Here is a 22,584-nt window from a genome sequence, read left to right as displayed (position 1 = left end):
ATGAACCAGAACACATGGCAGGACTTCAACGATGCAGAACAGCAACAGGGTTTTGATCTCATCCCCAAGGGCGCGCTCGTCAAGGTACGTATGACGATCAAGCCGGGCGGTCACGACGATCCTGTCCAGGGTTGGTCCGGGGGCTACGCCACCGAGAGCTTCGACACCGGCAGCGTCTACCTCGCCTGCGAGTTCGTCGTGCTGGAAGGCCCGTTTGCCAAACGCAAGATGTGGTCGAACATCGGCCTGCAATCCCGCAAAGGGCCAGCCTGGGGGCAGATGGGCCGCAGCATGATTCGCGGCATCCTCAATTCCGCTCGCAATGTCTTGCCTCAGGACAACTCACCCCAAGCCGCCACTGCCCGGCGCATCAACGGCTTCGCCGACTTGGATGGCATCGAGTTCCTGGCCCGCGTGGATGTCGAGAAGGACGCCAAGGGCGAGAACCGCAACGTGGTCAAGCTGGCCGTCGAACCCGATCACAAGGACTATGCGACGCTGATGGGAATGGCGCCCAAGGTGCCGAGCGGTGGCAGTTCCGCTACGCCAGCGCAGGCGACTCCGTCCCATGCGACTCCTCAGCGTCCGGCTGCCACTGGCAAGCCAGCCTGGGCACAGTAGGAGCGTAGGCATGAATGGGAAACGTTGTGGCAATTGCCATCATCTCGATCCAACCAGTGCCAGCGACATTGGCGGCTTGCGTATCGCTCGCTGCCGCCATCCGAAGGGTGTGCGCATCGGCACGACCACCATCCGGAACGACTATGTCGAATTGGATGCCTTCTGCGCTGAGCATGTCGTCCGTGCTCGGCGTGGATCGCAGCCGGGAGGCGGTCATGTATGAGCGGAAAGTGTTGGGTCTGCAAGCGACAGGCCAGGGGATTCGGTTATTCCGACAGCCGGCATCGCATCGGCAACCCTCGTCGCTACCCCGTCGACTGGGTGTTCTGCTCCCGGCGCTGCCAGGACGCATTTCACGCACTCTATGGCAACTGGCTGCGCGTCAAGGATGGCGGCAAGGACATCAGGGAGGTCGTCATGATCGATCCGTCTGATGTCGAGTTGGCGGCCATGCGCAGTTGTCTCAAAGCGTTCGGCGAGGCAGCAGGCGCGATCGGATTCACTAAGCCGCTCGGCGACTACTCCGAAGCGGAGGCGCTGCGCGTGATCGATGCCATCGTGACCTGCTACACCGATGCGATGGTCGTGCACCACGAGGCGACAAAATTCCCACCAGTGCGGGGCATGCCGCCTACACCCGATCCGCTGGCGAGTCCGTTCGCCGATCTGGAGGATGACCTGCCCTGGGAAGACGGGAAGAGAGGCAAGCCATGATGGACTTCAACTCCTCTTCCAGCATTTCTGGACAGATCGCCGCCTTGGTCGACGCCGGGATGCAGCGCGTGCGATCCACTCAGACGCAGCGTGAGTACCTGGGTGCTTCACGTCTCGGAGCGTCATGCGAACGAGCCCTGCAGTACGAGTTTGCCAAGGCGCCGGTCGATCATGGCCGTGACCATGATGGGCGCTTGTTACGCATTTTCGAGCGTGGCCATGTCATGGAGGACTGCATGGTCGAGTGGTTGCGGGCCGCCGGATTCGATCTGCGCACCCGTAAACCCAGTGGCGATCAGTTCGGTTTCTCAGCGGTCGGCGGGCGCCTTCAGGGGCACATCGACGGTGTCATCGTCGGTGGCCCCGAGGGCTTTGCTTACCCAGCGCTATGGGAGTGCAAGTGTCTCGGCTCGAAGTCGTGGCGTGACCTGGAAAAAAACAGGCTGGCCGTGGCCAAGCCGATCTACGCCGCGCAGGTAGCGATCTATCAGGCCTATCTGGAGTTGCATGAACAGCCGGCAATCTTCACGGCAATCAATGCCGACACCATGGAGATCTACACCGAACTGGTGCCGTTCGATGCGGCACTGGCCCAGCGTATGTCCGACCGCGCGCTGAAGGTGATTACGGCCACGGATGCCGGAGAGTTGCTACCACGCAGCTTTCTCGAATCCACCCACTTTGAGTGCCGGATGTGCGCATGGCAGGACCGGTGCTGGAGGAATACACCATGAACCCTTCATCAATCACCGCTGTACTTGGCGAGCACTTAGTTGATGCAAGCGAGGCGGCTCATTGCCTGAATCTGCCGATGTACTTGCTCACGCACCCCAAGGAGCGTCAGCGGCTTGGCATACCGCATTACCGGGTCGGCAAGCTCGTGCGCTTCAAATTACAGGAGTTGGAAGCTTGGATGCTGGCACAGGGGGGCGCGTCGAATGCTTGATTTCAACGAAGCCCCTGTTGAGTTGCCACAGGACAGCGGGGTGACACGTGAGTCGTTACGGACCGATCTCGTTGCTCGACTGGAATCGGTCCTGGCCACTCTGTTCCCCGCAGGCAAGAAGCGCAAAGGGAAATTCCTCATCGGCGATGTGCTCGGCAGCCCCGGCGATAGTCTCGAGGTTGTCCTCGATGGTGAGAAGGCCGGGCTGTGGACCGATCGTGCAACCGGTGATGGCGGTGACATTTTCGATCTCATTGCGGCCCACTTGGGCACCAATGTTCAGACGGATTTCCCGCGTGTGCTTCAGCACGCGGCAGATCTGCTTGGGCAAGCACCGTCGACGCCGTCACGCAAGGCCAAGAAGGAGCCACCCGTCGATGACCTTGGTCCGGCCACCGCAAAGTGGGACTACCACGATGCAGCCTGCAATCTGATCGCGGTGGTTTACCGCTACGACCCACCCGGACGGAAGAAGGAGTTTCGTCCGTGGGATGCCAAACGCCGAAAGATGACACCGCCCGAGCCGCGCCCGCTTTACAACCAGCCGGGCCTGGCCTCGGCCAGTCAGGTCGTGCTGGTCGAGGGCGAGAAATGCGCCCAGGCGCTGATCGATGCGGGCGTCACCGCCACGACGGCGATGCACGGCGCGAATGCCCCGGTGGAGAAAACCGACTGGTCGCCGCTGGCGGGAAAGTCTGTGCTGATCTGGCCTGACCGCGACAAGCCGGGCTGGGACTATGCGACGCAGGCAGCGCAGGCCATCTTGTCGGCGGGCGCCAAAACCTGCCACATCCTTTACCCGCCAGAGGAAGCGGCTGAAGGGTGGGATGCGGCCGACGCCATCGCCGAGGGTTTTGACGTTGCGGCCTTTCTCGCTCATGGCCCGCGCCTGCAGATGCACGACATAACCGTGGATGTCGATCCTGTGGCCAGCAGCGATGAGTCAGTCTGGGGCACGGAGGATGCACTGGCGCTGGCCTTCACCCGACGCTACCACCGCGACTGGCGTTACGTGGCGACCTGGGGCCGCTGGCTGGTGTGGGACGGCAATCGCTGGCGCACCGAAGACACGCTGGCCGCCACTGATCTGATCCGCAGCGTTTGCCGGCATGCCGCCGTGCGTGCTGAGAATCCCAAGGTGGCCGCCAAGCTGGCCAGTGCCAGTACGGTCGGTGGCGTTGAGCGGCTGTCACGCGCGGACCGCAGACATGCTGCCACCACCGAGGAATGGGATGCCGACCCCTGGCTTCTCAACACCCCGGGCGGTGTGGTCGATCTCAAGACCGGCAGACAGCGTCCACACGACCGTGCTGACCGGATGACGAAAATCACAACGGCCACGCCCGGGGGTGACTGCCCGATCTGGCGTCAGTTCCTCGACGAGGTCACAGGTGGTGACAAAGAGTTGCAGAGCTACTTGCAGCGAATGGTCGGTTACGCCCTCACCGGATCGACGCGGGAGCACGCGCTGTTTTTTCTGTACGGCACAGGCGCCAACGGCAAGTCGGTGTTCGTGAACACGCTGGCCACCATCCTCGGCGACTACGCGACCAACGCGCCGATGGATACCTTCATGGAAACACGCACCGACCGGCATCCGACCGATATGGCCGGGTTACGCGGCGCACGCTTCGTGGCAGCCATCGAAACCGAGCAGGGGCGACGCTGGGCCGAATCGAAGGTCAAGAACCTGACCGGGGGCGACAAGATTTCAGCGCGATTCATGCGCCAGGACTTCTTCGAGTTCTTCCCGCAGTTCAAGTTGTTCGTGGCGGGCAACCACAAGCCGGCCATTCGCAATATCGACGAAGCGATGAAACGGCGCCTGCACCTGATCCCGTTCACGATCACAGTGCCACCCGAGCGCCGCGACAAGCATCTCCAGCAGAAATTGCTGGCTGAGCGTGACGGCATCCTGGCCTGGGCGGTTCAGGGCTGCCTCGACTGGCAACGCCTGGGACGGCTCGAGCCTCCCCAGCGGGTGGTAGAGGCAACCGAGGAGTATTTCGAAGCCGAGGATGCACTGGGCCGCTGGCTGGAGGAGTGTTGCGTGCGCGAGTCCAACGCCAAGTCGCTGACCGCCGAACTGTTCACCGACTGGAAGCAATGGGCGGAAGCGGCTGGCGAATTCATCGGATCGCAGCGGCGTTTTTCCGATCTGCTCATCACACGCGGCATCGAGAAATGGCGCAATAGCATGGGGGTACGGGGATTTCAGGGGATCGGCCTCAAGAACTCACCTGCACCCGCCTACACCCCCTACGCCGATAACTGACGCTCATGAAAAACCATCTGCCTGACGCAGCTGACGCTCTTTCACGTAACTCACCACACGTGTGCGCGTGCGCGCCTCATGGAATGTTTCGACAAACCGTGTCGGCTGCGTCAGACCGAGAACAAGAAAGGACTGAACACATGAACACGACGATCCTGGCCCTCGATCTGGGCACGAATACCGGATGGGCACTACACCACTTGGACGGCAGCATCCTCAGCGGCACGCAATGCTTCAAGCCGCAGCGTTTCGAAGGAGGTGGCATGCGCTTCCTGCGCTTCAAGCGCTGGCTCAACGAACTGCTGTCGGCCAGCCATTTCATCAACGCGGTTTACTTCGAAGAGGTACGGCGTCACGCGGGCGTGGATGCCGCGCACGCCTACGGTGGTTTCATGAGCCACCTCACTGCCTGGTGCGAGCACCAGAACATCCCGTACCAAGGCGTGCCAGTCGGCACGATCAAGAAGCACGCAACCGGCAAAGGCAATGCCGGCAAGGACGAGATGATCACAGCTGCACGGTCACGTGGCCACGATCCCAAGGACGACAACGAAGCCGATGCCCTGGCATTGCTGCACTGGGCCATCGAGACGCAGGAGGTGTGACGTGAAGATCCCAGCACAGCAATACCGCTGCCCGCTCGGTCGCCTGCAGCCGCAGACCACCGACCTGGAAACGGTCAAACAGTCCGGCTGGCGTGACCAGCACATCCTCGTGGTGTCCGAGCAGGACGACCGTCTGGACTTCGTCGAGAGGGAGTTCGTGCGACGAATCGGTGAACGCCTGTACGGAGGGAAACGCCATGACTGAATGGACGTTGGAGGATGTGGCAGCCCGCTTTTCCGAGGCGGCAGAGACAGGACGGCGACTGCCTCCGGTCAGGGTGCAGGGTTACTTCAGTGTGTGGCCAGCGTTCGCACGTAAGGAATGGGAAGGCTTCACGGACAAGGACTACGAGTACCGCCCGCTGCCACCAAGCCCCGAGGCCATCGACCGGATGCTGGAGGCGATGCGCTGGGTGCAGTGGCTGGAGGAGGAGCAGCGCCACCTGATCTGGATGCGTGCCAAGCAATACGAATGGAGGGTCATCTGTCGTCGCTTTGGTTGCGAGCGGACGACGGCGTGGAGACGGTGGCAACGGGCATTGCAGATCGTTGCTGAGCGACTCAACGAGCAGTCTCATCGCGCGGTAGTGTTTTGACGTGAATTGGCGTCAATAGGCGCGAAAGCGCTGCAATCAAGGGCAATCAGCGGTTTTTGACCATGCAACATCTACCCCGGATTTTGGATAGTATGACAGCTATGATCTGGCGAGCGGTGTGAGTGTGAAGCTACATCGCTCTCAGTCAGGAAATTCGACGGGTCCTTCCTGTCCAAAATCCCATGCGGGGGGCGCGAGCCCGGCATTTCGATAGCGTCAGACAGCGAAACGAGGTTACCAGGGGTTACCAGTTACCACCTGAACCGAGTTACCACCCAATCTATGACCCGCCAACTGTGGCGGGTTTTTGCATTCCATGACCCAAACCTTGAACGTCGAATACCGGAAGGTCGAGACGCTGATCCCGTTCGCCCGCAATCCGCGCACGCATTCCGAGGCGCAGGTCGCCAAGCTCGCGGCCAGCATCGTTGAATTCGGCTGGACCAACCCGCTCCTGGTGGATGGCAGCCACGGCATCATTGCCGGCCACGGTCGCCTGGCCGCTGCGCGCAAGCTCGGCCTGTCCGAGGTGCCGGTCATCGAACTCGGCCACCTCTCGCCGTCACAGAAGCGCGCCTATGTAATCGCTGACAACCGCCTGGCACTCGATGCGGGATGGGATGAAGAGATGCTCGCCGCCGAACTGGCGGAACTTACGGAGTCAGGTTATGACCTGACGCTGACCGGATTCACCAACGAGGAAATTGAAGACTTACTGGTGGATGGTGGGGAAGGAACGGCCGAGGAGTCCTCGGCTGATTCCGACGATGCTGCCGACGAGGTACCTGATACGCCGGTCAATCCGGTATCGCGTCCTGGTGACGTCTGGCAACTGGGTGCGCACCGCGTGATCTGCGGGGATGCTGCCGACTCCAGTGTGGTTGCAGCCTTGATGGCCGACGACAAGGCTGCGCTGTGCTTCACCTCGCCGCCCTACGGCAACCAGCGGGACTACACGAACACCATCATTGATTGGGATGCCCTGATGCGCGGCGTTTTCTCCAACCTGCCGATGACTCCGAACGGCCAGGTGCTGGTCAATCTTGGGCTGATCCATCGCGACAACGAGGTCATACCCTACTGGGATGGTTGGCTCGACTGGATGCGCACGCAGGGCTGGCGGCGTTTTGCCTGGTACGTCTGGGACCAGGGGCCAGGATTGCCTGGCGACTGGAATGGTCGGCTGGCACCGTCGTTCGAGTTTGTCTTCCACTTCAACCGCCAGGCACGGCAGGCCAACAAGATCATGCCCTGCAAGTTTGCGGGTCAGGAAACGCATCTACGCAAGGACGGCAGTTCCACGGCCATGCGCAAAAAAAATGGAACGATTGGTGGCTGGACAGCTGCCGGCACGCCCACGCAGGACACCAAGATTCCGGATTCCGTGATTCGCATCATGCGGCACAAGGGAAAGATCGGACAGGACATCGATCACCCGGCGGTATTCCCGGTGGCACTACCAGAGCACATTCTGGAAACCTACACCGACGCCGGCGACATCGTGTTCGAACCATTCTGTGGATCAGGCACCACGCTGCTTGCTGCGCAACGCACTGGCCGCGTAGTGCGGGCCACCGAGATTGCGCCCGAGTATGTTGATGTGACCATCAAACGTTTCCAGCAGAATTTCCCGGAGGTGCCGGTCACGCTGGTGATCACTGGGCAGACCTATGGTGCGGTTGCCGCAGAACGATTGGGAGCACCCGCATGACGATTTCGTGGCTGGCCGACAAGATCGAGCAGTGGCCGACTGCCAAGCTGGTGCCCTATGCACGCAATGCCCGGACGCATTCGGATGCTCAAGTGGCGCAGATCGCCGCGTCGATTGCCGAGTTCGGTTTCACCAATCCGATCCTGGCCGGTGGTGATGGCGTCATCGTGGCCGGGCATGGCCGTCTGGCTGCAGCCCAGAAACTCGGCATCGCTGTCGTTCCAGTTGTGATCCTTGATCACCTGACACCGACGCAGCATCGCGCCCTGGTAATCGCGGATAATCGGATTGCCGAAAACGCCGGCTGGGACGATGCCATGCTCCAGGTCGAACTGGCCGCACTGCAGGATGACAACTTCGATCTGTCCCTGACCGGCTTCGATGCCGATGCCCTGGCCGACCTGCTCGCCGGTGAGGAAACAACCACCGAAGGCGATACCGACGAAGATTCCATTCCGGAAGACACTGGCCCCGTTGTATCCAGGGCAGGCGATGTCTGGCTCTGCGGGGAGCACCGTGTGCTCTGCGGGGACTCGACTGATGCCGATGCCTACGCAGCTTTACTGGGCGACGAGATCGCCGACATGGTATTTACGGATCCACCGTACAACGTCAATTACGCCAACTCGGCCAAGGACAAAATGCGCGGCAAGGACCGCGCGATCCTCAACGACAACCTCGGTGACGGGTTCTACGATTTCTTGCTGGCCGCACTGACGCCCACCGTGGCGCATTGCCAGGGTGGCATCTACGTGGCCATGTCGTCGAGCGAACTGGACCGCTTGCAGGCGGCGTTCCGTGCGGCGGGTGGCCACTGGTCCACCTTCGTTATATGGGCCAAGAATACTTTCACCCTGGGGCGTGCCGACTATCAGCGTCAGTACGAACCGATTCTCTACGGCTGGCCCGAGGGCGCCGATCGTCACTGGTGCGGCGACCGTGACCAGGGCGATGTCTGGCAGATCAAGAAGCCGCAGAAGAACGATCTGCACCCGACCATGAAGCCGGTGGAACTGGTGGAACGGGCCATCCGTAATTCCAGTCGCCCGGGTGATGTGGTGATGGATCCCTTCGGTGGGTCGGGCACCACGATGATCGCGGCGCATAAGTCGGGCCGCAAGGCGCGGCTGATCGAACTGGATCCGAAGTACGTCGATGTGATCGTTCGCCGCTGGCAGGACTATGCCGGGGCGAAGGCCATCAGGCAGTCCGATGGCGTGGCGTTCGACGCGCTGTCAGTCGGTGGGGAACTCCGGCAGGAGGTCGCCGCTGGTGATGTCGGCGCAGTAAGTGACGTTGCCGAATTCGCCGGGGTCATCGGCGAGGATGACCCCGCCGACTGACTGGATTGCCACGCCGTACTTGCGGGTGAGCTTGGTCAGTTCGGCGATGAACTTGTCGTAGTTGGCTTCGAGTTGCGGGGTGGTGACGACGGCGGCCATGGTAATCTCCTTACGCTGCTTCGGCTTCGAAGGACTCGTCGGTCACTTCGCAGTGGATCACGAAGCCAGTCAGGTAAGGTAGCCCCTTGGGGATGCCGTAGTCCTTGCTGGTCTTCCGGCCAATCGTCCAGCCCATCCACCGCGTTACTGCGGCGTCGATGGCTTGCTGGATCGTGTGGCCCCGGAGCATCTCGTTGAGGACGTCGTCGGCAAAGTGGCGTCCGTGGCGGCTGTCGAGGAACAGCCTGACCGATTCGAGGGGCTGGTAGGTGGCATCCGAAATTGCGGTCATCGCGATCGGCCAGGCGGCTGCGGCGGTGTCGTTCATCGTGCCAAAAAAGCCCCAGGCGTCGTTCTGGCTGGCGGGGATGTTTTGCTGGGTGGTCATCGTTATCTCCTTCGGGTTGATCGTTGCGACACCCGTATGAACGCGCTGTTTGATTGAGAAGCCAAGCTCTTCATCGCAGAAATCTGAATCATTTTTCCGAGGCGATTTGGTCGAGCAATTCCATGGCACCGGCGTCGCAGCACAATGCGATGCGCAGGGTGCGCAGCGCCTGATCGATGCTGACTTCGGGCCGGCGATTGTCGAGCAGCCAGCGAATCGCGCTGGCCTGGTCGTTGCTGGGTGTCGGCGACTCGATCGCCACCCCGACGTAACGCCCGTAGCTGCTGCCGGAGGGATCGACGTAGAGCGTGGTGCGGCCGGGGGCGCTGACTTCGACCACACGTCGGTGACCATCAGCATGGCCGCCACGTCCTGCCAGCCAATCGCGGTCTTCCAACAGAGTGTTGGCGAAGGCGTCGTACTCGGTTTCGGTCAGCTCCTTGCGGAACTCGATCGTGATGACCTCGGGCGGTGCACTTGGATCGCTGTTGTGATGAACCTCGTCGATGCTGCAGGGCTTGCGGGTAAAGCGTGCGTGGATGCTGGTGCTCATGATGGTCTCCATTCAGTGGATTGTTTCGACACCCACATGAACGCGCTGTTTGATTGAGAAGCCAAGGGCATTCTGAATCTTTATTTGGGGGCGGCGGCGCGTGTCGCCACCCCGGTTCCGGTCAGACGATCCGGTAGATGCGCTCGCTGCCTTCGGGCTTCTCGGAGGCAAGGTTGAGCCCGAGTTTTTTCTTGAAGGCACCGGCAAAGGTGCCGCGTACTGTGTGGGCTTGCCAGCCGGTGGCCGCGCAGATCTGGCTGATGGTGGCGCCCTCGGGGCGCTGCAGCATCTGGATCACGGTGGCCTGCTTGCTGTTCTCACGGGTGCGAGGCTTGCCCTCGACGCCGAGCTTAAGCAGGCGTTTTGCCGCGTCCTGCTTTTCTTGCGCCCAGTTGGCTTCAGCCGCCGACACGGCGGCCTCAACCTCCGGGTCGGGGTGAATGGCCGCCGGCGTCGGTCGTGCGCGCCCCAGGGCGTCGTAGCCCTCGGCGGCGACGAACCAGTCGGTGCTGTCGCGGGTGACCAGGGCCTTGTTGAACAGGCCCTCCAGCACCTTGGTGCGGGCACCGCCCTTAATGTTGTCAGGGAACCATTCGATCTTGCCGCCGGTGTGTTCTATGGCGTAGGCGAGGATGGCGTGCTGGGCATGGCTCAGTTGGATGGTGGTCATTTGATGCTCCTTCTGGGTGGTTGATGGTGTGGCCATAAACGCGCTGTTCGAGAGTGAAGCCAAGCGCTTTCCGCTTCTATTTCAGGCCTGCTTCGCGGCCTGTCGGCCCGCCTCGTAGGCCGCCATCAGGGCGCTCTTGACGCCCCAGACACTGACCTCGTGGAAGTCCATCCGGTCGCTGTTGCGGGTTTCCAGGGTTTCGATGAACAGGTGGTCCAGTGCGATCTGCTGGAGCAGGGTTTCGAGAGCTTGGTTGACTTGATGGGTTTGCTTGCTCATGTGTGTCTCCTTGGACGTCGTTGATGGTGATGACATGAACGCGCTGTTCAAGAGTGAAGCCAAGCTATTCCTGCTTGGCTTCAGGTCTTTCAGCGCACCTCGGATTCGAGGAGGACGTCGTCGTAGCTGAAATCGCGGTTGCCGATGCAACTGCCGTTTTCCAGTTCGTACTCGGGTTGCTCGTCTCGATCATTCACAAACACGACGCGCAGTACGCGCCCGTCGATGCGGATGTAATCGCCGACCTGGGCTTTGATTGGGTAACTCATGTCAATCTCCTTCAGGATGGTTGATGGTGATTGCATGAACGCGCTGTTCTGGAGGAAAGCCAAGCACTGAATCGCGACGTCTAAAAGCTTCTGCGATCGGCTTGATGTAAATCATGGGTCTGTCGATACGCGCCTACGCCCGCCATCGCGGCGTCTCTCATGTAGCAGTCAAGAAGGCGATCGATACCGGCCGCATCACGCCGGAGGCAGACGGCACGATTGAACCTAATCGCGCCGATCTCGAATGGGCACAGAACACGGTGGCGGCCCGCAAGCCAGTCGCTGCAAAAACCGCTTCGCCGGCAGCGGAACCGATTCGCCCGGCAAGTGCTCCGGTCGAACCTGTCGCCCCGATGCTGTCAGCAGGCGGTACCTCGCTGTTACAGGCCAGGACCGTCAACGAAGTCGTCAAGGCGCAGACCAACAAGGTGCGCCTCGCCCAACTCAAGGGTGATCTGGTCGATCGATCACAGGCCATCGCTCACGTTTTCAGGCTGGCACGTACCGAGCGCGATGCCTGGCTCAACTGGCCAGCCCGGATATCGGCCGAGATGGCTGCCAAATTGGAAGTCGACGCCCATGAATTGCACGTCGCACTGGAATCTGCCGTGCGCGATCACCTGATCGAGCTCGGCGACATGCGGCCTCGGGTGGATTGATGGAACAGGAAGAGTACGAAGGCGCTCTTGATATCGAGCGGGCCTGGCGGGAGGGGCTTATCCCGGATCCGCTGCTATCGGTATCGGAATGGTCGGATCGGCACCGGATGTTGTCCTCCAAGGCTTCGTCAGAACCGGGCCGTTGGCGCACCAGTCGCACGCCGTATCTGAAGGCCATCATGGATTGCCTGTCGCCGACTTCGCCGGTCGAGCGCGTCGTGTTCATGAAAGCGGCCCAACTGGGTGCGACCGAGATGGGCAGCAACTGGATCGGCTACGTGATTCACCATGCGCCGGGTCCAATGATGGCGGTCTGGCCGACAGTGGAAATGGCCAAGCGCAACTCCAAGCAGCGGATCGATCCGCTGATCGATGAATCGTCGATCTTGCGTGAGTTGATCGCGCCGGCCCGGAGCCGCGACTCGGGTAACACGATTCTGGCGAAGGAGTTTCGCGGTGGCGTCCTGGTGATGACCGGAGCGAACAGCGCGGTCGGCCTGCGCTCGATGCCGGTGCGTTACTTGTTTCTCGACGAGGTCGATGGTTATCCGATTGACGTCGATGGCGAAGGGAGTGCCGTAGCACTGGCTGAGGCCCGTACCCGGACGTTTTCTCGGCGCAAGATATTCATTGTGTCGACGCCAACGATTGCCGGTGTCAGCACCATCGAGCGGGAATACGAGGCCAGTGATCAGCGGCGCTACTTCGTGCCGTGTCCGCACTGTGGTCACCGTCAATGGCTGCGCTTCGAGCAGTTGCGCTGGGAGCGTGGTGAGGATGGCAACTTTCCGGATACCGCCGCCTACGTGTGCGAATCCTGTGAGGTGCCTATTCCAGAGCACCATAAAACCTGGATGCTGGAACACGGTGAATGGCGGGCAATGGCCGAGGGCTCCAGTCGCACGGCAGGCTTCCACTTGTCGAGCTTGTATAGCCCGATCGGCTGGCGCAGTTGGAAAGATGTCGCGGCCGCCTGGGAGAGTGCCATCAGTAAGGAAGCCGGATCTGCCGCTGCGATCAAGACCTTCAAGAATACTGAACTCGGTGAGACCTGGGTCGAGGAAGGCGAAGCGCCTGACTGGCAACGACTGCTGGAACGCCGCGAGGACTATCGGATCGGGACCATCCCAGTCGGTGGCCTGCTGCTGACCGCCGGTGCCGACGTCCAGAAGGATCGCATCGAGGTCTCGGTGTGGGCCTTTGGCAGAGGTAAGGAGTCCTGGCTGGTCGAGCATCGCGTGTTGATGGGCGATACGGCCCGCGACGAGGTGTGGAAAGCACTGGCCAGCGTTCTGCGGGAAACCTGGACGCATGAAACCGGATGCCAGCTTGGACTGGGTCGCTTGGCACTGGATACCGGTTTCGCGACTCAGGAAGCCTATGCGTTTGTCCGGGGTGTGCGCGACCCGCGTCTGATGGCCGTCAAAGGGGTGGCTCGGGGCGCTGCCCTGGTCGGCACGCCGACCGCTGTCGACGCCACGTCAGGCGGTAAGAAGCTGCGCCGGGGCATCAAGGTGTTCTCGGTCGCCGGTGGCATTGCCAAGCTGGAGTTCTACAACAACCTCCGGAAGTCACAAGAGGTGGCTGAGGACGGTCTGACGATCCGTTACCCCGCCGGCTTCGTCCATCTGCCCAAGGTGGATGCCGAGTTCCTGCAGCAACTGTGTGCCGAGCAGTTGATTACGCGGCGCGACCGGAACGGGTTCGCCATCCGCGAGTGGCAGAAGATGCGCGAGCGTAACGAAGCACTCGACTGTTACGTCTATGCCCGGGCCGCTGCCGCAGCCTCCGGCCTCGATCGCTTTGAGGATCGGCACTGGCGAGAACTAGAAAAGCAACTCGGGATCGCCAGCGCTGATCCCCCCGATTTATCCGCTGTACCCGATGCCGAGGCCACCCACAGAGGTGGCCTCGCTGTTTCTGGCGTTCGCAATGGCGGACGTCGTTTGATCCGCAGCCGCTGGCTGACCTGAATCGTCCCTTCTATCCACCACAAAGGAAATCACATCATGAGTCTGCAAACCCAAATTCACAGCCTGGTCATCCGTGTCGCCGACGAGTTCAAGACGGTCTATTCCAAGATCGGCAACCTTTCGTCGCTCTCGACCACCGACAAATCCACGCTGGTCGCCGCCATCAACGAACTCAAGGCGGCAATTGCTGCGGTTGCCGTCATCGATGATCTGGCCCCCGGCAGTACGACCACCACGTTCTCGGCCTCCAAGATTGTCACGCTGCTCGATGACTTGCGTGCCCAGATTCTCGGTGGCGCCGATGCGGCCTACGACACCCTGCTGGAACTGCAGCAGGCCCTGCAGAACGATCAGACTGGCATCGCCGCGTTGACGGCCGCCATCGACAAGCGCGTGCGCTTCGATGCGGCACAAACCTTGACAGCGCCGGAGCAATTGCAGGCGCGGACCAATATCGGTGCAGTGGCCAGTGCCGATATCGGTGACACCAGCACCGACTTCGTCGCCATCTTCGAAGCACAGTTGATCGCCTGATCATGAGCTTGGTTTCACAGATGGCTGCGCTGGCCATTCGGGTCGCCACCGAGATCAAGACGCTGGTGCGCCCTGAGCATCCGGGGATCGCTCGTGCCTGGGTGACCTTTGGCTATAGCGGTTCCGCCATCCAGATCAGTGCCGCTCACAACGTCGCGTCGGTCACCCGGCTGGCAGCGGGACGTTACCGGATCACGTTTTCCCAGCCCTTCGCGGATGCGAATTACTGCTGGCTGGCATTTGCCCGCAGTACTACCAATTCAGGTAGCGCCAGGACGGCCTTGGCACGTTCGACATCGGATGCCAAGACGGCGGCCTATGTCGACGTGGTGTGCGCTACGGGCAATACCTCCCTGTCGGATACCACGGAGATGAACCTGGTGGTCTATCGCTGATGGCACATACCGAAGACCAACTCACCGCCCTTGAGGCGGCGCTGACCAAGGGAGAGCGGCGGGTCACCTTTGGTGACAAGACCGTGGAGTACCGCACGGTCGAGGAACTCCAGGCGGCAATCGACGCGGTCAAGCGCGATCTCCACGATCAGGCAGTCGCCCGAGGTCTCTGGCCGAAGGCACCACGCCAGATCCGGGTCACCACGAGCAAGGGATTCTGAGATGCGCTGGCTGAAACGAATCTCACGCCGGATGTTCGGTGGCAGTCCGCTGCACGAGGCGGCTGGTGGTGGACGGCGATCTTTTGCCTGGCTACCGGCCAACCCGGGTGCTGTAGCGGCGCTGATGGCGACCCAGACCGAACTGCGCACCAAGAGTCGTGATCTCGTGCGGCGCAATGCCTGGGCCAATGCCGCGCTGGAGTCCTACGTGGCCAATGCGATCGGTACCGGCATCAAGCCGCAGTCCCTGGTGGCGGATGCCGCATTGCGCGAACGGATCCAGATGCTCTGGCGCGACTGGACGCTGGATGCCGACGCTTCGGGGCTCACTGATTTCTATGGCCTGCAAGCCTTGGCCTGTCGGGCGATGCTGGAAGGCGGCGAGGCGCTGGTTCGGATCCGCTATCGGCGGCCTGAGGATGGGCTTGCCGTGGCGCTGCAACTGCAAGTGCTTGAACCCGAGCACTTGCCGGTGACCATGAATGCCACGGCAGAGAACGGCAATGTGATCCGTGCCGGCATCGAATTCGACCGCCTCGGACGGCGTGTGGCCTATCACCTGTATCGGGCACATCCCGAGGATGGCGCACTGGCACCGATGTCCGGGAATGGCGGCATTGAAACGGTCCGTGTCGATGCATCGGAAATCCTGCATCTCTTCCGCCCCCTGCGGCCAGGGCAGATTCGTGGCGAACCCTGGTTGGCCCGGGCCTTGGTCAAGCTCAATGAACTCGACCAGTACGATGATGCCGAACTGGTGCGCAAAAAAACTGCCGCTATGTTCGCTGGTTTCATTACGCGCCTGGCACCCGAGGACAACCTGATGGGCGAAGGCGTATCGGACGCCAACGGGGTGGCTCTGGCCGGTCTGGAGCCCGGCACCTTGCAGATCCTGGAGCCCGGCGAAGACGTCAAATTCTCGCAACCGGCTGATGTCGGCGCGAGCTATGCCGATTTTCTGCGCATGCAGTTCCGTGCCGTCGCCGCCGCCATGGGTGTCACCTACGAACAACTGACAGGGGATCTCACCCAGGTCAATTACTCGTCGATCCGTGCCGGCCTGCTGGAGTTTCGCCGTCGCTGCGAAGCCTTGCAGCACGGCGTGCTCGTCCATCAATTGTGCCGACCGATCTGGCAGGCCTTCATCGAGCAGGCAGCACTTGAGGGGGCGCTGTCCTTGCCGGGGTATGCCCGGGGCGGTCAGGCCAAGCGACGCGAGTATCTGGCTGTGAAGTGGATTCCCCAGGGCTGGCAATGGGTGGATCCCAAGAAAGAGTTTGACGCCATGCTCACCGCCATCCGGTCGGGTCTGCTCTCCCGTTCGGAGGCTATCTCGTCCTTTGGCTACGACGCCGAGGATGTCGATCGCGAAATTGCTGCTGACAACGCACGGGCTGATGCCCTCGGTTTGGTGTTTGAGTCCGACCCCCGTCATGACCTGACGGCTGCACCGGCAACTGTTGTATCCCCCGAGAACCCGGAGAACCCCTGACATGCACTTGCCTCATCTTGCGGCCCGTCTCTACGGGACGCCGCTTCTGCTCGCCCGTGCCAAGCTCGACGTGATTCTGTCGGTGCTCGGCGAGCGGGTGAATTGGCCTGAATCCGAACTGGCTGCATCTCTCCCACAGGCACGGGCACGCATCGATGCACCTGCAGGTGTTGCCGTGATCCCTGTGGTTGGGTCGCTCGTTCGTCGCACCATGGGGTTGGAACCGGCCTCGGGCTTCACGTCCTACGCCGAGATCACCGGCATGGTCGATGCGGCGATCAGCGATCCGAGTGTCGAGGGCATCCTGCTCGACATCGATTCTCCGGGTGGCGAAGCAGGCGGCGTCTTTGAATTGGGCGAGAGGATTCGCGCCGCCGATGCCGTGAAGCCCATCTGGGCTGTGGCATCGGACGCGGCGTACTCCGCTGCCTATGCCATTGGCTGCGCGGCATCTCGGCTGGTGGTCACACGTACCGGCGGCGTGGGCTCTATCGGCGTGATTGCCATGCACGTCGACCAGACCGCCCGCGATGCCCAACAAGGTTATCGCTACACCCCGATTACGGCGGGAGAGCAGAAGAACGATTTCTCTCCCCACGAAAAGCTCGGCCCTGATGCCCATGCCCGACTCCAGGCCGAAGTCGATCGTCTCTACGGCCTGTTCGTGACTCACGTCGCTGCGATGCGTCGGCTCGATGCCGATGCGGTGCGTGCCACCGAGGCCGGCATCTATTTCGGCGAGGAGGCGGTGAGTGTCGGGCTGGTCGATGCCGTCGGCAGCCTCGATTCGGTCATCGCCGAATTCGGCAGTTTTCTGGTGGCTCGTCGGGCGCGCGGCCACGCAGTATCGAGTTCCTCGCGCTCACTGGCAACACCCATCGCATCAAGTCCTTCAACTTCCATGGAGATCTCAACCATGTCTCACCCTGACACAACTGAAAAGCCACTGACCGATGAACCGGCAAAGGCTCCCGATCCCGAATCGGAGACCCCGGTCACTGATGAAGTACCGCCCACTGACGCCCAAGCCCGCCCTGCGGAGAACGGAACCAACGCACTCGCCATCGCCGAACTGTGCCAACTCGCCGGTCATCCGGAATTGACGGCCCGTTTCCTCGCTGAAGGGTTTTCCGAAGGCCAGGTCCGTAAAGCGCTGCTGGCCAGCCGTGCTGACAGTCCGGAGATCCGCTCGACGATCGCACCGGATGCCTCGACGCCTCAGCAATCCCAATCTGCCGCCAATCCCCTGATGGCAGCCGTCAAGAAACTCACCGGAAAGGAGTAAGCCATGCCCGTCATTACCGAAGGTCTCAATCTGGGCGATCTGCTCAAGTACGAAGCGCCCAACCTCTATTCACGTGACCAGGTCACGGTCGCCGCCGGCCAGAACCTCGTGCTCGGCACAGTGGTCGGCGGCGACGCCACCACGGCCAAGGTCAAGCAGATCGATCCGGCCGCCACGGATGGCACCGAAGTTGCCGTCGGCGTTCTCGCCACCTCGATCGACGCCAGCCTGATCGATCGCGAGGACGGGGTTCTGATTGCCCGTCACGCCGTCGTCGCCGATCACGCCCTGACCTGGCCTGCCGGAATTACCCCCCTGGACAAAGCCGCCGCCATCGCCCAACTCAAGGCGGCCGGCGTGCTCGTTCGCCACGCTGTTTAAAGGAGTCCTCTCATGCAGAACCCGTTCTCGAATCCCGCCTTCTCGATGGCCAACCTCACGGCCGCCATCAACCTCCTGCCGAACCGCTATGGCCGGCTGGAGTCACTCAACCTGTTCCCGGTCAAGCCGGTGCGCTTCCGCCAGATCCTCATTGAGGAGAAGAACGGCGTGCTCAATCTCCTGCCGACGCTGCCGGTGGGCAGTCCCGGTACCGTGGGGCAACGCGACAAGCGCAAGATGCGCTCCTTCGTCGTGCCCCACATCCCGCACGACGATGTAGTACTCCCCGATGAAGTTCAGGGCCTGCGCGCCTTCGGTTCGGAAACCGAACTGGAGACCGTGGCCGGCGTCATGGCCCGCCATCTGGAAACCATGCGCAACAAGCACGCCATCACGCTGGAACATCTGCGCATGGGTGCACTGAAGGGCATCATTCTCGATGCTGACGGCTCGACGCTTTACAACCTCTACGACGAGTTCGGCATCACGCCCAAGGCGATCAACTTCGCCCTGGCCACGGATAGCACCAACGTCCGTCAGAAGTGCGTCGATACCCTGGCGCACATCGAGGAGAACCTGCGCGGCGAATTCATGGCCAACGTGCGCTGCCTGTGCTCGCCCGAGTTCTTTGAAAAGCTCATCGCCCATCCCAAGGTCGAGAAAGCCTACGAGAACTTCCAGCAGGGGGCGATCCTGCGCGACGATGTGCGCACCGGCTTCACCTTCGGCGGCATCGTTTTCGAGGAGTATCGCGGCCAGGCGACCGATGGCAACGGGGCCACCCGCCGCTTCATCGCAGCCGGTGAAGCGCATGCCTTCCCGGTAGGCACCATCGATACCTTCGGCACCTACGTGGCACCGGCGGATTTCAACGAGACCGTCAATACGCTGGGACAGCCGCTGTACGCCAAGCAGGACTCGCGAAAGTTCGAGCGCGGTACCGATCTGCATACGCAGTCGAATCCGCTGCCGATGTGCCATCGCCCGGGCGTGCTGGTCAAGCTGACGATGTCCTGATGACCGTCCTGACTGATCTGTATGCGGCAGCCGGGCGAGCTGGCTTGCTCACACCGGCCGTCATTGGGGGCGCGGAAGTCCTGGTGGATTTTCGTGCCCCCGATGTCGAGGTGCTCGATGGCCTGGGCTTGTCCTCTGACTATGCAATCCGCTACCCGGTCGAAGCGACGATTCTGGATAGCGGTCACGAACTCGTGATCGGTGGCGTGACCTACCGCGTCCGCGAAGTCAGGGCCATTGGGGATGGTTCTGAATGCCGGGCCACACTCACCCGACTTTAGGGGCCGATCTTGATCCAGCGGTTCCAGAGCATACGCGCGATGGTGGCATTCACTGCTTGGCGATCGAAACGATCGGGATCGAAATCAAGGCCAGCCCATTCCCGAAAGGCTTTGGTTTCATCCCCGTAGGGATCATCTTCCAGTCGGTCGAGGAAGTCCTGATAGCTGCCCGAGCCTCCCGCATCGTCGGGCGGGCAGGCACGCTCGCCAGCCTCGACCCAGGCAAAACCGCCATCGCTCGGCGTTGGTTTGACGTCCTTGATCGCTTCGACGGTGATGCGGTGCTGCCAGCCATCACCGAAATCGTAGAGGTAGGTGCAGGAATCTCCTTCGGCGAGCAACTGGTTAAGGCGGTATTTCTTCTCGTCGAGCACCTCCCAGCCAGGATCGGTGAATTCTGGATCGGGCACACCGTAGTGCTTGTCGCGGATCTCGAACTTGTGCAGATGCGAGTCCGACCAACCCATCGCGGCCTGAAGGATGTGATGCAGGGCATCGAGCCTAGTCCGGCCGTCCAGGTGAATGCGACGCCAGATCGTCGGACGAATGCCGAGAAGTTCAACACGAATCGTGTAGTGGTCGGGCGTCGACTGACTGCTGCGATGTTTTTTGGTTTTGGTGGCGGTGGCCATGCTGGTTTGTTTCCCCGTGATCCTTGCCGTCCATTTTACGTACCCATTCGGAGAATCAAATGCCCACATCCATTCGGGAGCGGCTATTGCAGGAGATCATCAACCGACTCAGTCCCCTGGCGCAGGCAGAAGGCGCACAGATCAAGCGATCGCCGACTACTGCCATCAGCCGCGACGCGAGCCCGGCATTGCTGCTCTTTCCTGAAGCCGAGTCAATTGCCCAGCGGGCCAATGATCGTATCGAGCGCCATCTGATCGTCCGCCTGGTCGCCATGGCCCGTGAAACCAGCGGCGAAGCCGCCGAGGTCATTGCCGATCGTCTGCAGGTTGCCGCTCACGCAGCCCTGTTTGCCGACGTCAACTTTGGCGGCCTGTGCATCGGACTTCAGCAACTTGATTGCGAGTGGGACATCGAGGATGCCGATGCCACGGTGGCTGCCATTCCGACACGTTATCAGGTCACGTACCGCACCCTGGTACATGACCTCACGGCGCAGGGCTAAGACCATGGAAGTAACTCTCAGCAAACCCCACGAACATGCCGGCATGGCGTGCAACCCCGGCGATGTCATCGAACTGGCTGACGACCTCGCGCAATGGCTTTGCGAAATCGGCAGTGCTCAACCGGTGCTCCAAGCCGCCAAACCCAGCAAGCAACCCAACATCACTCAGGAGTAAGCAATGGCCTATTTTTCCGGACAAGGTCGCGTCTTCATCGGCGCGCGTGACACCAATGGCAACCCGCTGGGACTCACCTTCGTCGGCAACGTGCCTGATCTGAAGGTTTCGCTGTCCGTCGAGACCCTGGAGCATCAGGAATCGCAATCCGGCCAGCGCCTGACCGATTTGCAACTCATCAAGACCAAGAAAGGTGAGTTCGCCTGCACCCTGGAGGAACTGATCCAGACGAATCTGGAGCTCTCCCTCTACGGATCCACCACGGCGGTCACCACCGGCACCGTAACCGACGAGCCTATCATCGCGACGGCGGAACTCGGCAAACTCTATTTGCTCGGCAAGCAGAACGTCTCTGCCGTGGTCATCAAGGCAGGTGCTACCACCGTTGCCAATACGAAATACACGGTCAATGCGAAGCATGGCTCCATCCAGTTCACCGACATCACCGGTGTGACCGGTGCGATTGCTGCCAGCTACAGCTACGGTGCGGCCAACGTCACGGCCATGTTCACCCAGCCCTTGCCCGAACGCTGGGTTCGCTTCGAGGGTCTGAACACGGCCGATGCCAACAAGGAAGTCGTGATCGACCTCTACCGGGTGGCCATCAATCCAGCGAAAGACTTGTCGGTGATCGGCACTGAACTCATGAAGTTCGAGTTGTCCGGACAAGTGCTGGCCGATCTCACCAAGCCGGCTGCTGGTGCGCTTGGCCAATTCGGTCGGATCGTGTTGCTGTGATGGGCAAGGAGATGTTCGCGGCACTGCCGCCGGTACCGGCGTCCGTCGAGATCGCTGGCGAGCACATCGAACTCACGTCGCTCAAGGTGGGTGAAGTGCCAGCATTCGCTCGGGCGGTACAACCCATCGCGGCGAGTCTTTCAGCATCGCCTGATTGGCTGGCAATTCTGGCCGAGCACGGCGAAGCGGTGATCGCAGCTCTCGCCATTGCCACGCGCCGCCCGGTCGACTGGGTGGCCGGGCTCGATCTCGATGAGGCTGTGCGCCTGGCCGAAGTGGTGTTCGGGGTGAATGCCGATTTTTTTATCCGGCGCCTGTTGCCGAGCGTGACGCAGGCAGCGGCGCGAATCGGCCTGGCACTGGAAAGCCCGACGCCTGGAGCCATGCCCTCCAACGCATGATCGGCGCAGGGCATGCCTACGCCGACATTCTCAACTACACGCTGGCGCAAACCGATGCCTTTCTGGCCGCCATCGACCAGCAGGAGTGCCGACAACTGGCGAATCTCCTGTCGGTAACGGCGACCGGCAGCCAGGGCAGCAGTGACGCATTGCACCGGATGATGAAGGTGCTGTCATGCTGAAACTCTCCCTGACCGCATCGGGGTTGCTGGATAAATCGAAGCTCGATGCCTGGAGCCGGCAGAAGCAGACCGCCATCCACAAGGCAGTCGCTGTTGGCATGCGCGATGGCGGCAAGATTGTGGCGGATGGGGTGCGCCGCAAGATGAAGACCGATTTCACGGTGAAGAAAGCGGCCTTCGTGAATTCGCTGCGGGCGAAGGTCTATGACCGCAACCCCGACAAATTACCTGCGGTGCTCATCGGCTCGAAGATTCCCTGGCTCGGCATCCATATGCGGGGTGGAACCATCTCCGGCCGGATGCTAATTCCATTGACCGAGGAAGGCCGCCGCATCGGTCGTCGAGCGTTCAAACGGGTCATCGATACGCTGATTCGTTCGGGCAACGCGTATTTCATCCGCAAAAACGGCCAGGCCATCCTGATGGCCGAGAACATCAAGGAAAACGCCTCGGTACTGACCCGGTTCAAGCGCGCGGAACGGAGCCGCACCGGCGCGAAGTCGATCAAGCGCGGCGCAGAGATTCCCATTGCTGTGCTGGTACCGGCTGTGTCCATGAAACGCCGCTTCGATCTGGAAGGGACGGTACGCGGCCAGATGCCCGTCCTGGCCAGAGCCATCGAGAAGCAATTGACCAAGATTTGAGA

At 61.4% G+C, this 22,584-nt stretch carries 32 protein-coding genes; 26 read left to right on the top strand and 6 right to left on the bottom strand.

What is annotated here, in order from left to right; all coding sequences use genetic code 11:
* From SKTS_RS16105 to SKTS_RS16060, 10 genes are all read left to right on the top strand, one after another.
* Complete coding sequence (locus SKTS_RS16105) at nt 1-621, top strand: hypothetical protein (RefSeq protein ID WP_173067364.1); 621 nt, start codon at nt 1-3, stop codon at nt 619-621.
* Between the two features lie 219 nt (nt 622-840).
* Nucleotides 841-1,335, top strand: a complete 495-nt coding sequence (locus SKTS_RS16100) for a DUF6511 domain-containing protein (protein ID WP_173067361.1) — start codon at nt 841-843, stop codon at nt 1,333-1,335.
* Complete coding sequence (locus SKTS_RS16095; protein WP_173067358.1) at nt 1,332-2,069, top strand: PD-(D/E)XK nuclease family protein; 738 nt, start codon at nt 1,332-1,334, stop codon at nt 2,067-2,069. Before SKTS_RS16100 ends, SKTS_RS16095 begins: the two co-directional genes overlap by 4 nt.
* Nucleotides 2,066-2,281, top strand: coding sequence for a MerR family transcriptional regulator (locus tag SKTS_RS16090; RefSeq protein ID WP_173067356.1), 216 nt, complete (start codon nt 2,066-2,068; stop codon nt 2,279-2,281). Before SKTS_RS16095 ends, SKTS_RS16090 begins: the two co-directional genes overlap by 4 nt.
* Nucleotides 2,274-4,556 (top strand): phage/plasmid primase, P4 family, encoded by a 2,283-nt coding sequence (locus SKTS_RS16085; protein WP_173067353.1) that lies wholly within the window; start codon nt 2,274-2,276, stop codon nt 4,554-4,556. Before SKTS_RS16090 ends, SKTS_RS16085 begins: the two co-directional genes overlap by 8 nt.
* 140 nt (nt 4,557-4,696) lie before the next feature.
* Nucleotides 4,697-5,161, top strand: a complete 465-nt coding sequence (locus SKTS_RS16080) for a crossover junction endodeoxyribonuclease RuvC (RefSeq protein ID WP_173067350.1) — start codon at nt 4,697-4,699, stop codon at nt 5,159-5,161.
* A gap of 1 nt (nt 5,162) precedes the next feature.
* Nucleotides 5,163-5,366 (top strand): hypothetical protein, encoded by a 204-nt coding sequence (locus SKTS_RS16075; protein ID WP_173067348.1) that lies wholly within the window; start codon nt 5,163-5,165, stop codon nt 5,364-5,366.
* Complete coding sequence (locus SKTS_RS16070; protein WP_173067345.1) at nt 5,359-5,757, top strand: DUF6362 family protein; 399 nt, start codon at nt 5,359-5,361, stop codon at nt 5,755-5,757. Before SKTS_RS16075 ends, SKTS_RS16070 begins: the two co-directional genes overlap by 8 nt.
* 316 nt (nt 5,758-6,073) lie before the next feature.
* Nucleotides 6,074-7,468, top strand: coding sequence for a site-specific DNA-methyltransferase (locus tag SKTS_RS16065; RefSeq protein WP_173067342.1), 1,395 nt, complete (start codon nt 6,074-6,076; stop codon nt 7,466-7,468).
* A complete protein-coding gene (locus tag SKTS_RS16060; RefSeq protein WP_173067339.1) occupies nt 7,465-8,811 on the top strand; it encodes a site-specific DNA-methyltransferase in 1,347 nt (448 codons plus the stop codon). The genes SKTS_RS16065 and SKTS_RS16060 overlap by 4 nt, the downstream gene beginning before the upstream one ends.
* A gap of 109 nt (nt 8,812-8,920) precedes the next feature.
* On the opposite strand, the gene SKTS_RS16055 is transcribed toward SKTS_RS16060, so the two are convergent.
* The 5 genes from SKTS_RS16055 to SKTS_RS16035 all read right to left on the bottom strand — a co-directional run bounded on the left by SKTS_RS16055 (nt 8,921) and on the right by SKTS_RS16035 (nt 11,069).
* Nucleotides 8,921-9,298 (bottom strand): hypothetical protein, encoded by a 378-nt coding sequence (locus SKTS_RS16055; RefSeq protein ID WP_173067336.1) that lies wholly within the window; start codon nt 9,296-9,298, stop codon nt 8,921-8,923.
* Between the two features lie 88 nt (nt 9,299-9,386).
* Nucleotides 9,387-9,851 carry a hypothetical protein gene (locus SKTS_RS16050; RefSeq protein ID WP_173067333.1) on the bottom strand — a complete coding sequence of 155 codons (465 nt, stop codon included), beginning with the start codon at nt 9,849-9,851 and terminating at the stop codon, nt 9,387-9,389.
* 121 nt (nt 9,852-9,972) lie between these two features.
* On the bottom strand, nt 9,973-10,521 hold the full coding sequence (locus SKTS_RS16045) for a DUF3489 domain-containing protein (RefSeq protein ID WP_173067330.1): 549 nt from the start codon (nt 10,519-10,521) through the stop codon (nt 9,973-9,975).
* Between the two features lie 81 nt (nt 10,522-10,602).
* Nucleotides 10,603-10,800 carry a DUF6900 domain-containing protein gene (locus SKTS_RS16040; RefSeq protein WP_173067327.1) on the bottom strand — a complete coding sequence of 66 codons (198 nt, stop codon included), beginning with the start codon at nt 10,798-10,800 and terminating at the stop codon, nt 10,603-10,605.
* A gap of 89 nt (nt 10,801-10,889) precedes the next feature.
* Nucleotides 10,890-11,069 carry a hypothetical protein gene (locus tag SKTS_RS16035; protein WP_173067324.1) on the bottom strand — a complete coding sequence of 60 codons (180 nt, stop codon included), beginning with the start codon at nt 11,067-11,069 and terminating at the stop codon, nt 10,890-10,892.
* A 113-nt stretch (nt 11,070-11,182) separates the two neighbouring features.
* Between SKTS_RS16035 and SKTS_RS16030 the strand changes: the two genes are divergently transcribed.
* The 10 genes from SKTS_RS16030 to SKTS_RS15985 are packed head-to-tail and all read left to right on the top strand — an operon-like array spanning nt 11,183 to nt 19,307.
* Nucleotides 11,183-11,728 carry an elements of external origin gene (locus SKTS_RS16030; protein ID WP_173067321.1) on the top strand — a complete coding sequence of 182 codons (546 nt, stop codon included), beginning with the start codon at nt 11,183-11,185 and terminating at the stop codon, nt 11,726-11,728.
* On the top strand, nt 11,728-13,701 hold the full coding sequence (locus tag SKTS_RS16025) for a phage terminase large subunit family protein (protein ID WP_173067318.1): 1,974 nt from the start codon (nt 11,728-11,730) through the stop codon (nt 13,699-13,701). The genes SKTS_RS16030 and SKTS_RS16025 overlap by 1 nt, the downstream gene beginning before the upstream one ends.
* Nucleotides 13,702-13,737: 36 nt before the next feature.
* Nucleotides 13,738-14,235 (top strand): hypothetical protein, encoded by a 498-nt coding sequence (locus tag SKTS_RS16020; protein ID WP_173067316.1) that lies wholly within the window; start codon nt 13,738-13,740, stop codon nt 14,233-14,235.
* Between the two features lie 2 nt (nt 14,236-14,237).
* Entirely contained in the window at nt 14,238-14,630 is a 393-nt protein-coding gene (locus tag SKTS_RS16015; protein WP_173067313.1) for a hypothetical protein, read from the top strand.
* On the top strand, nt 14,630-14,851 hold the full coding sequence (locus tag SKTS_RS16010; protein WP_173067310.1) for a phage head-tail joining protein: 222 nt from the start codon (nt 14,630-14,632) through the stop codon (nt 14,849-14,851). The genes SKTS_RS16015 and SKTS_RS16010 overlap by 1 nt, the downstream gene beginning before the upstream one ends.
* A 1-nt stretch (nt 14,852) precedes the next feature.
* Nucleotides 14,853-16,343 (top strand): phage portal protein, encoded by a 1,491-nt coding sequence (locus SKTS_RS16005; RefSeq protein WP_173067307.1) that lies wholly within the window; start codon nt 14,853-14,855, stop codon nt 16,341-16,343.
* Nucleotide 16,344: 1 nt separating this feature from the next.
* Complete coding sequence (locus SKTS_RS16000; protein ID WP_173067304.1) at nt 16,345-17,628, top strand: S49 family peptidase; 1,284 nt, start codon at nt 16,345-16,347, stop codon at nt 17,626-17,628.
* Nucleotides 17,629-17,631: 3 nt separating this feature from the next.
* Nucleotides 17,632-18,009, top strand: a complete 378-nt coding sequence (locus SKTS_RS15995; RefSeq protein WP_173067301.1) for a head decoration protein — start codon at nt 17,632-17,634, stop codon at nt 18,007-18,009.
* A gap of 12 nt (nt 18,010-18,021) precedes the next feature.
* Complete coding sequence (locus tag SKTS_RS15990; protein WP_173067298.1) at nt 18,022-19,026, top strand: major capsid protein; 1,005 nt, start codon at nt 18,022-18,024, stop codon at nt 19,024-19,026.
* Entirely contained in the window at nt 19,026-19,307 is a 282-nt protein-coding gene (locus SKTS_RS15985; protein ID WP_173067295.1) for a head-tail joining protein, read from the top strand. The genes SKTS_RS15990 and SKTS_RS15985 overlap by 1 nt, the downstream gene beginning before the upstream one ends.
* Here the strand turns inward: SKTS_RS15985 and SKTS_RS15980 are convergent.
* A complete protein-coding gene (locus tag SKTS_RS15980; RefSeq protein ID WP_173067293.1) occupies nt 19,304-19,939 on the bottom strand; it encodes a plasmid pRiA4b ORF-3 family protein in 636 nt (211 codons plus the stop codon). The two genes, SKTS_RS15985 and SKTS_RS15980, sit on opposite strands and share 4 nt — an antisense overlap.
* A gap of 59 nt (nt 19,940-19,998) precedes the next feature.
* Here SKTS_RS15980 and SKTS_RS15975 point away from each other — a divergent pair, with 59 nt between their 5' ends.
* From SKTS_RS15975 to SKTS_RS15950, 6 genes are read left to right on the top strand one after another with little or no spacing between them, the layout of a single operon-like run.
* A complete protein-coding gene (locus tag SKTS_RS15975; RefSeq protein WP_173067290.1) occupies nt 19,999-20,442 on the top strand; it encodes a hypothetical protein in 444 nt (147 codons plus the stop codon).
* Between the two features lie 4 nt (nt 20,443-20,446).
* Nucleotides 20,447-20,617 (top strand): DUF7210 family protein, encoded by a 171-nt coding sequence (locus SKTS_RS15970; RefSeq protein ID WP_173067287.1) that lies wholly within the window; start codon nt 20,447-20,449, stop codon nt 20,615-20,617.
* A gap of 3 nt (nt 20,618-20,620) precedes the next feature.
* Entirely contained in the window at nt 20,621-21,355 is a 735-nt protein-coding gene (locus SKTS_RS15965; RefSeq protein ID WP_173067284.1) for a phage tail tube protein, read from the top strand.
* The gene (locus SKTS_RS15960; RefSeq protein WP_173067281.1) at nt 21,355-21,756 is read left to right on the top strand and encodes a DUF6631 family protein; all 402 of its coding nucleotides are present in this window, start codon (nt 21,355-21,357) and stop codon (nt 21,754-21,756) included. Before SKTS_RS15965 ends, SKTS_RS15960 begins: the two co-directional genes overlap by 1 nt.
* A complete protein-coding gene (locus SKTS_RS15955; RefSeq protein WP_173067278.1) occupies nt 21,753-21,938 on the top strand; it encodes a hypothetical protein in 186 nt (61 codons plus the stop codon). Before SKTS_RS15960 ends, SKTS_RS15955 begins: the two co-directional genes overlap by 4 nt.
* Nucleotides 21,932-22,582 (top strand): DUF6441 family protein, encoded by a 651-nt coding sequence (locus SKTS_RS15950; protein WP_244617371.1) that lies wholly within the window; start codon nt 21,932-21,934, stop codon nt 22,580-22,582. Before SKTS_RS15955 ends, SKTS_RS15950 begins: the two co-directional genes overlap by 7 nt.
* Nucleotides 22,583-22,584: the final 2 nt, after the last annotated feature.

The organism is Sulfurimicrobium lacus (assembly GCF_011764585.1).
GTDB lineage: Bacteria > Pseudomonadota > Gammaproteobacteria > Burkholderiales > Sulfuricellaceae > Sulfurimicrobium > Sulfurimicrobium lacus.
The sequence above is the reverse complement of the archived record's forward strand: the minus strand, read 5'-3'. Positions and strand labels throughout refer to the sequence as shown.

Coding starts and splice junctions, on each gene's coding strand:
- SKTS_RS16105 (WP_173067364.1), top strand. CDS start 1: ATGAACCAGAACACATGGCAGGACTTCAACGATGCAGAACAGCAACAG.
- SKTS_RS16100 (WP_173067361.1), top strand. CDS start 841: ATGAGCGGAAAGTGTTGGGTCTGCAAGCGACAGGCCAGGGGATTCGGT.
- SKTS_RS16095 (WP_173067358.1), top strand. CDS start 1,332: ATGATGGACTTCAACTCCTCTTCCAGCATTTCTGGACAGATCGCCGCC.
- SKTS_RS16090 (WP_173067356.1), top strand. CDS start 2,066: ATGAACCCTTCATCAATCACCGCTGTACTTGGCGAGCACTTAGTTGAT.
- SKTS_RS16085 (WP_173067353.1), top strand. CDS start 2,274: ATGCTTGATTTCAACGAAGCCCCTGTTGAGTTGCCACAGGACAGCGGG.
- SKTS_RS16080 (WP_173067350.1), top strand. CDS start 4,697: ATGAACACGACGATCCTGGCCCTCGATCTGGGCACGAATACCGGATGG.
- SKTS_RS16070 (WP_173067345.1), top strand. CDS start 5,359: ATGACTGAATGGACGTTGGAGGATGTGGCAGCCCGCTTTTCCGAGGCG.
- SKTS_RS16065 (WP_173067342.1), top strand. CDS start 6,074: ATGACCCAAACCTTGAACGTCGAATACCGGAAGGTCGAGACGCTGATC.
- SKTS_RS16060 (WP_173067339.1), top strand. CDS start 7,465: ATGACGATTTCGTGGCTGGCCGACAAGATCGAGCAGTGGCCGACTGCC.
- SKTS_RS16055 (WP_173067336.1), bottom strand. CDS start 9,298: ATGACCACCCAGCAAAACATCCCCGCCAGCCAGAACGACGCCTGGGGC.
- SKTS_RS16050 (WP_173067333.1), bottom strand. CDS start 9,851: ATGAGCACCAGCATCCACGCACGCTTTACCCGCAAGCCCTGCAGCATC.
- SKTS_RS16045 (WP_173067330.1), bottom strand. CDS start 10,521: ATGACCACCATCCAACTGAGCCATGCCCAGCACGCCATCCTCGCCTAC.
- SKTS_RS16040 (WP_173067327.1), bottom strand. CDS start 10,800: ATGAGCAAGCAAACCCATCAAGTCAACCAAGCTCTCGAAACCCTGCTC.
- SKTS_RS16035 (WP_173067324.1), bottom strand. CDS start 11,069: ATGAGTTACCCAATCAAAGCCCAGGTCGGCGATTACATCCGCATCGAC.
- SKTS_RS16030 (WP_173067321.1), top strand. CDS start 11,183: ATGGGTCTGTCGATACGCGCCTACGCCCGCCATCGCGGCGTCTCTCAT.
- SKTS_RS16025 (WP_173067318.1), top strand. CDS start 11,728: ATGGAACAGGAAGAGTACGAAGGCGCTCTTGATATCGAGCGGGCCTGG.
- SKTS_RS16020 (WP_173067316.1), top strand. CDS start 13,738: ATGAGTCTGCAAACCCAAATTCACAGCCTGGTCATCCGTGTCGCCGAC.
- SKTS_RS16015 (WP_173067313.1), top strand. CDS start 14,238: ATGAGCTTGGTTTCACAGATGGCTGCGCTGGCCATTCGGGTCGCCACC.
- SKTS_RS16010 (WP_173067310.1), top strand. CDS start 14,630: ATGGCACATACCGAAGACCAACTCACCGCCCTTGAGGCGGCGCTGACC.
- SKTS_RS16005 (WP_173067307.1), top strand. CDS start 14,853: ATGCGCTGGCTGAAACGAATCTCACGCCGGATGTTCGGTGGCAGTCCG.
- SKTS_RS16000 (WP_173067304.1), top strand. CDS start 16,345: ATGCACTTGCCTCATCTTGCGGCCCGTCTCTACGGGACGCCGCTTCTG.
- SKTS_RS15995 (WP_173067301.1), top strand. CDS start 17,632: ATGCCCGTCATTACCGAAGGTCTCAATCTGGGCGATCTGCTCAAGTAC.
- SKTS_RS15990 (WP_173067298.1), top strand. CDS start 18,022: ATGCAGAACCCGTTCTCGAATCCCGCCTTCTCGATGGCCAACCTCACG.
- SKTS_RS15985 (WP_173067295.1), top strand. CDS start 19,026: ATGACCGTCCTGACTGATCTGTATGCGGCAGCCGGGCGAGCTGGCTTG.
- SKTS_RS15980 (WP_173067293.1), bottom strand. CDS start 19,939: ATGGCCACCGCCACCAAAACCAAAAAACATCGCAGCAGTCAGTCGACG.
- SKTS_RS15975 (WP_173067290.1), top strand. CDS start 19,999: ATGCCCACATCCATTCGGGAGCGGCTATTGCAGGAGATCATCAACCGA.
- SKTS_RS15970 (WP_173067287.1), top strand. CDS start 20,447: ATGGAAGTAACTCTCAGCAAACCCCACGAACATGCCGGCATGGCGTGC.
- SKTS_RS15965 (WP_173067284.1), top strand. CDS start 20,621: ATGGCCTATTTTTCCGGACAAGGTCGCGTCTTCATCGGCGCGCGTGAC.
- SKTS_RS15960 (WP_173067281.1), top strand. CDS start 21,355: ATGGGCAAGGAGATGTTCGCGGCACTGCCGCCGGTACCGGCGTCCGTC.
- SKTS_RS15955 (WP_173067278.1), top strand. CDS start 21,753: ATGATCGGCGCAGGGCATGCCTACGCCGACATTCTCAACTACACGCTG.
- SKTS_RS15950 (WP_244617371.1), top strand. CDS start 21,932: ATGCTGAAACTCTCCCTGACCGCATCGGGGTTGCTGGATAAATCGAAG.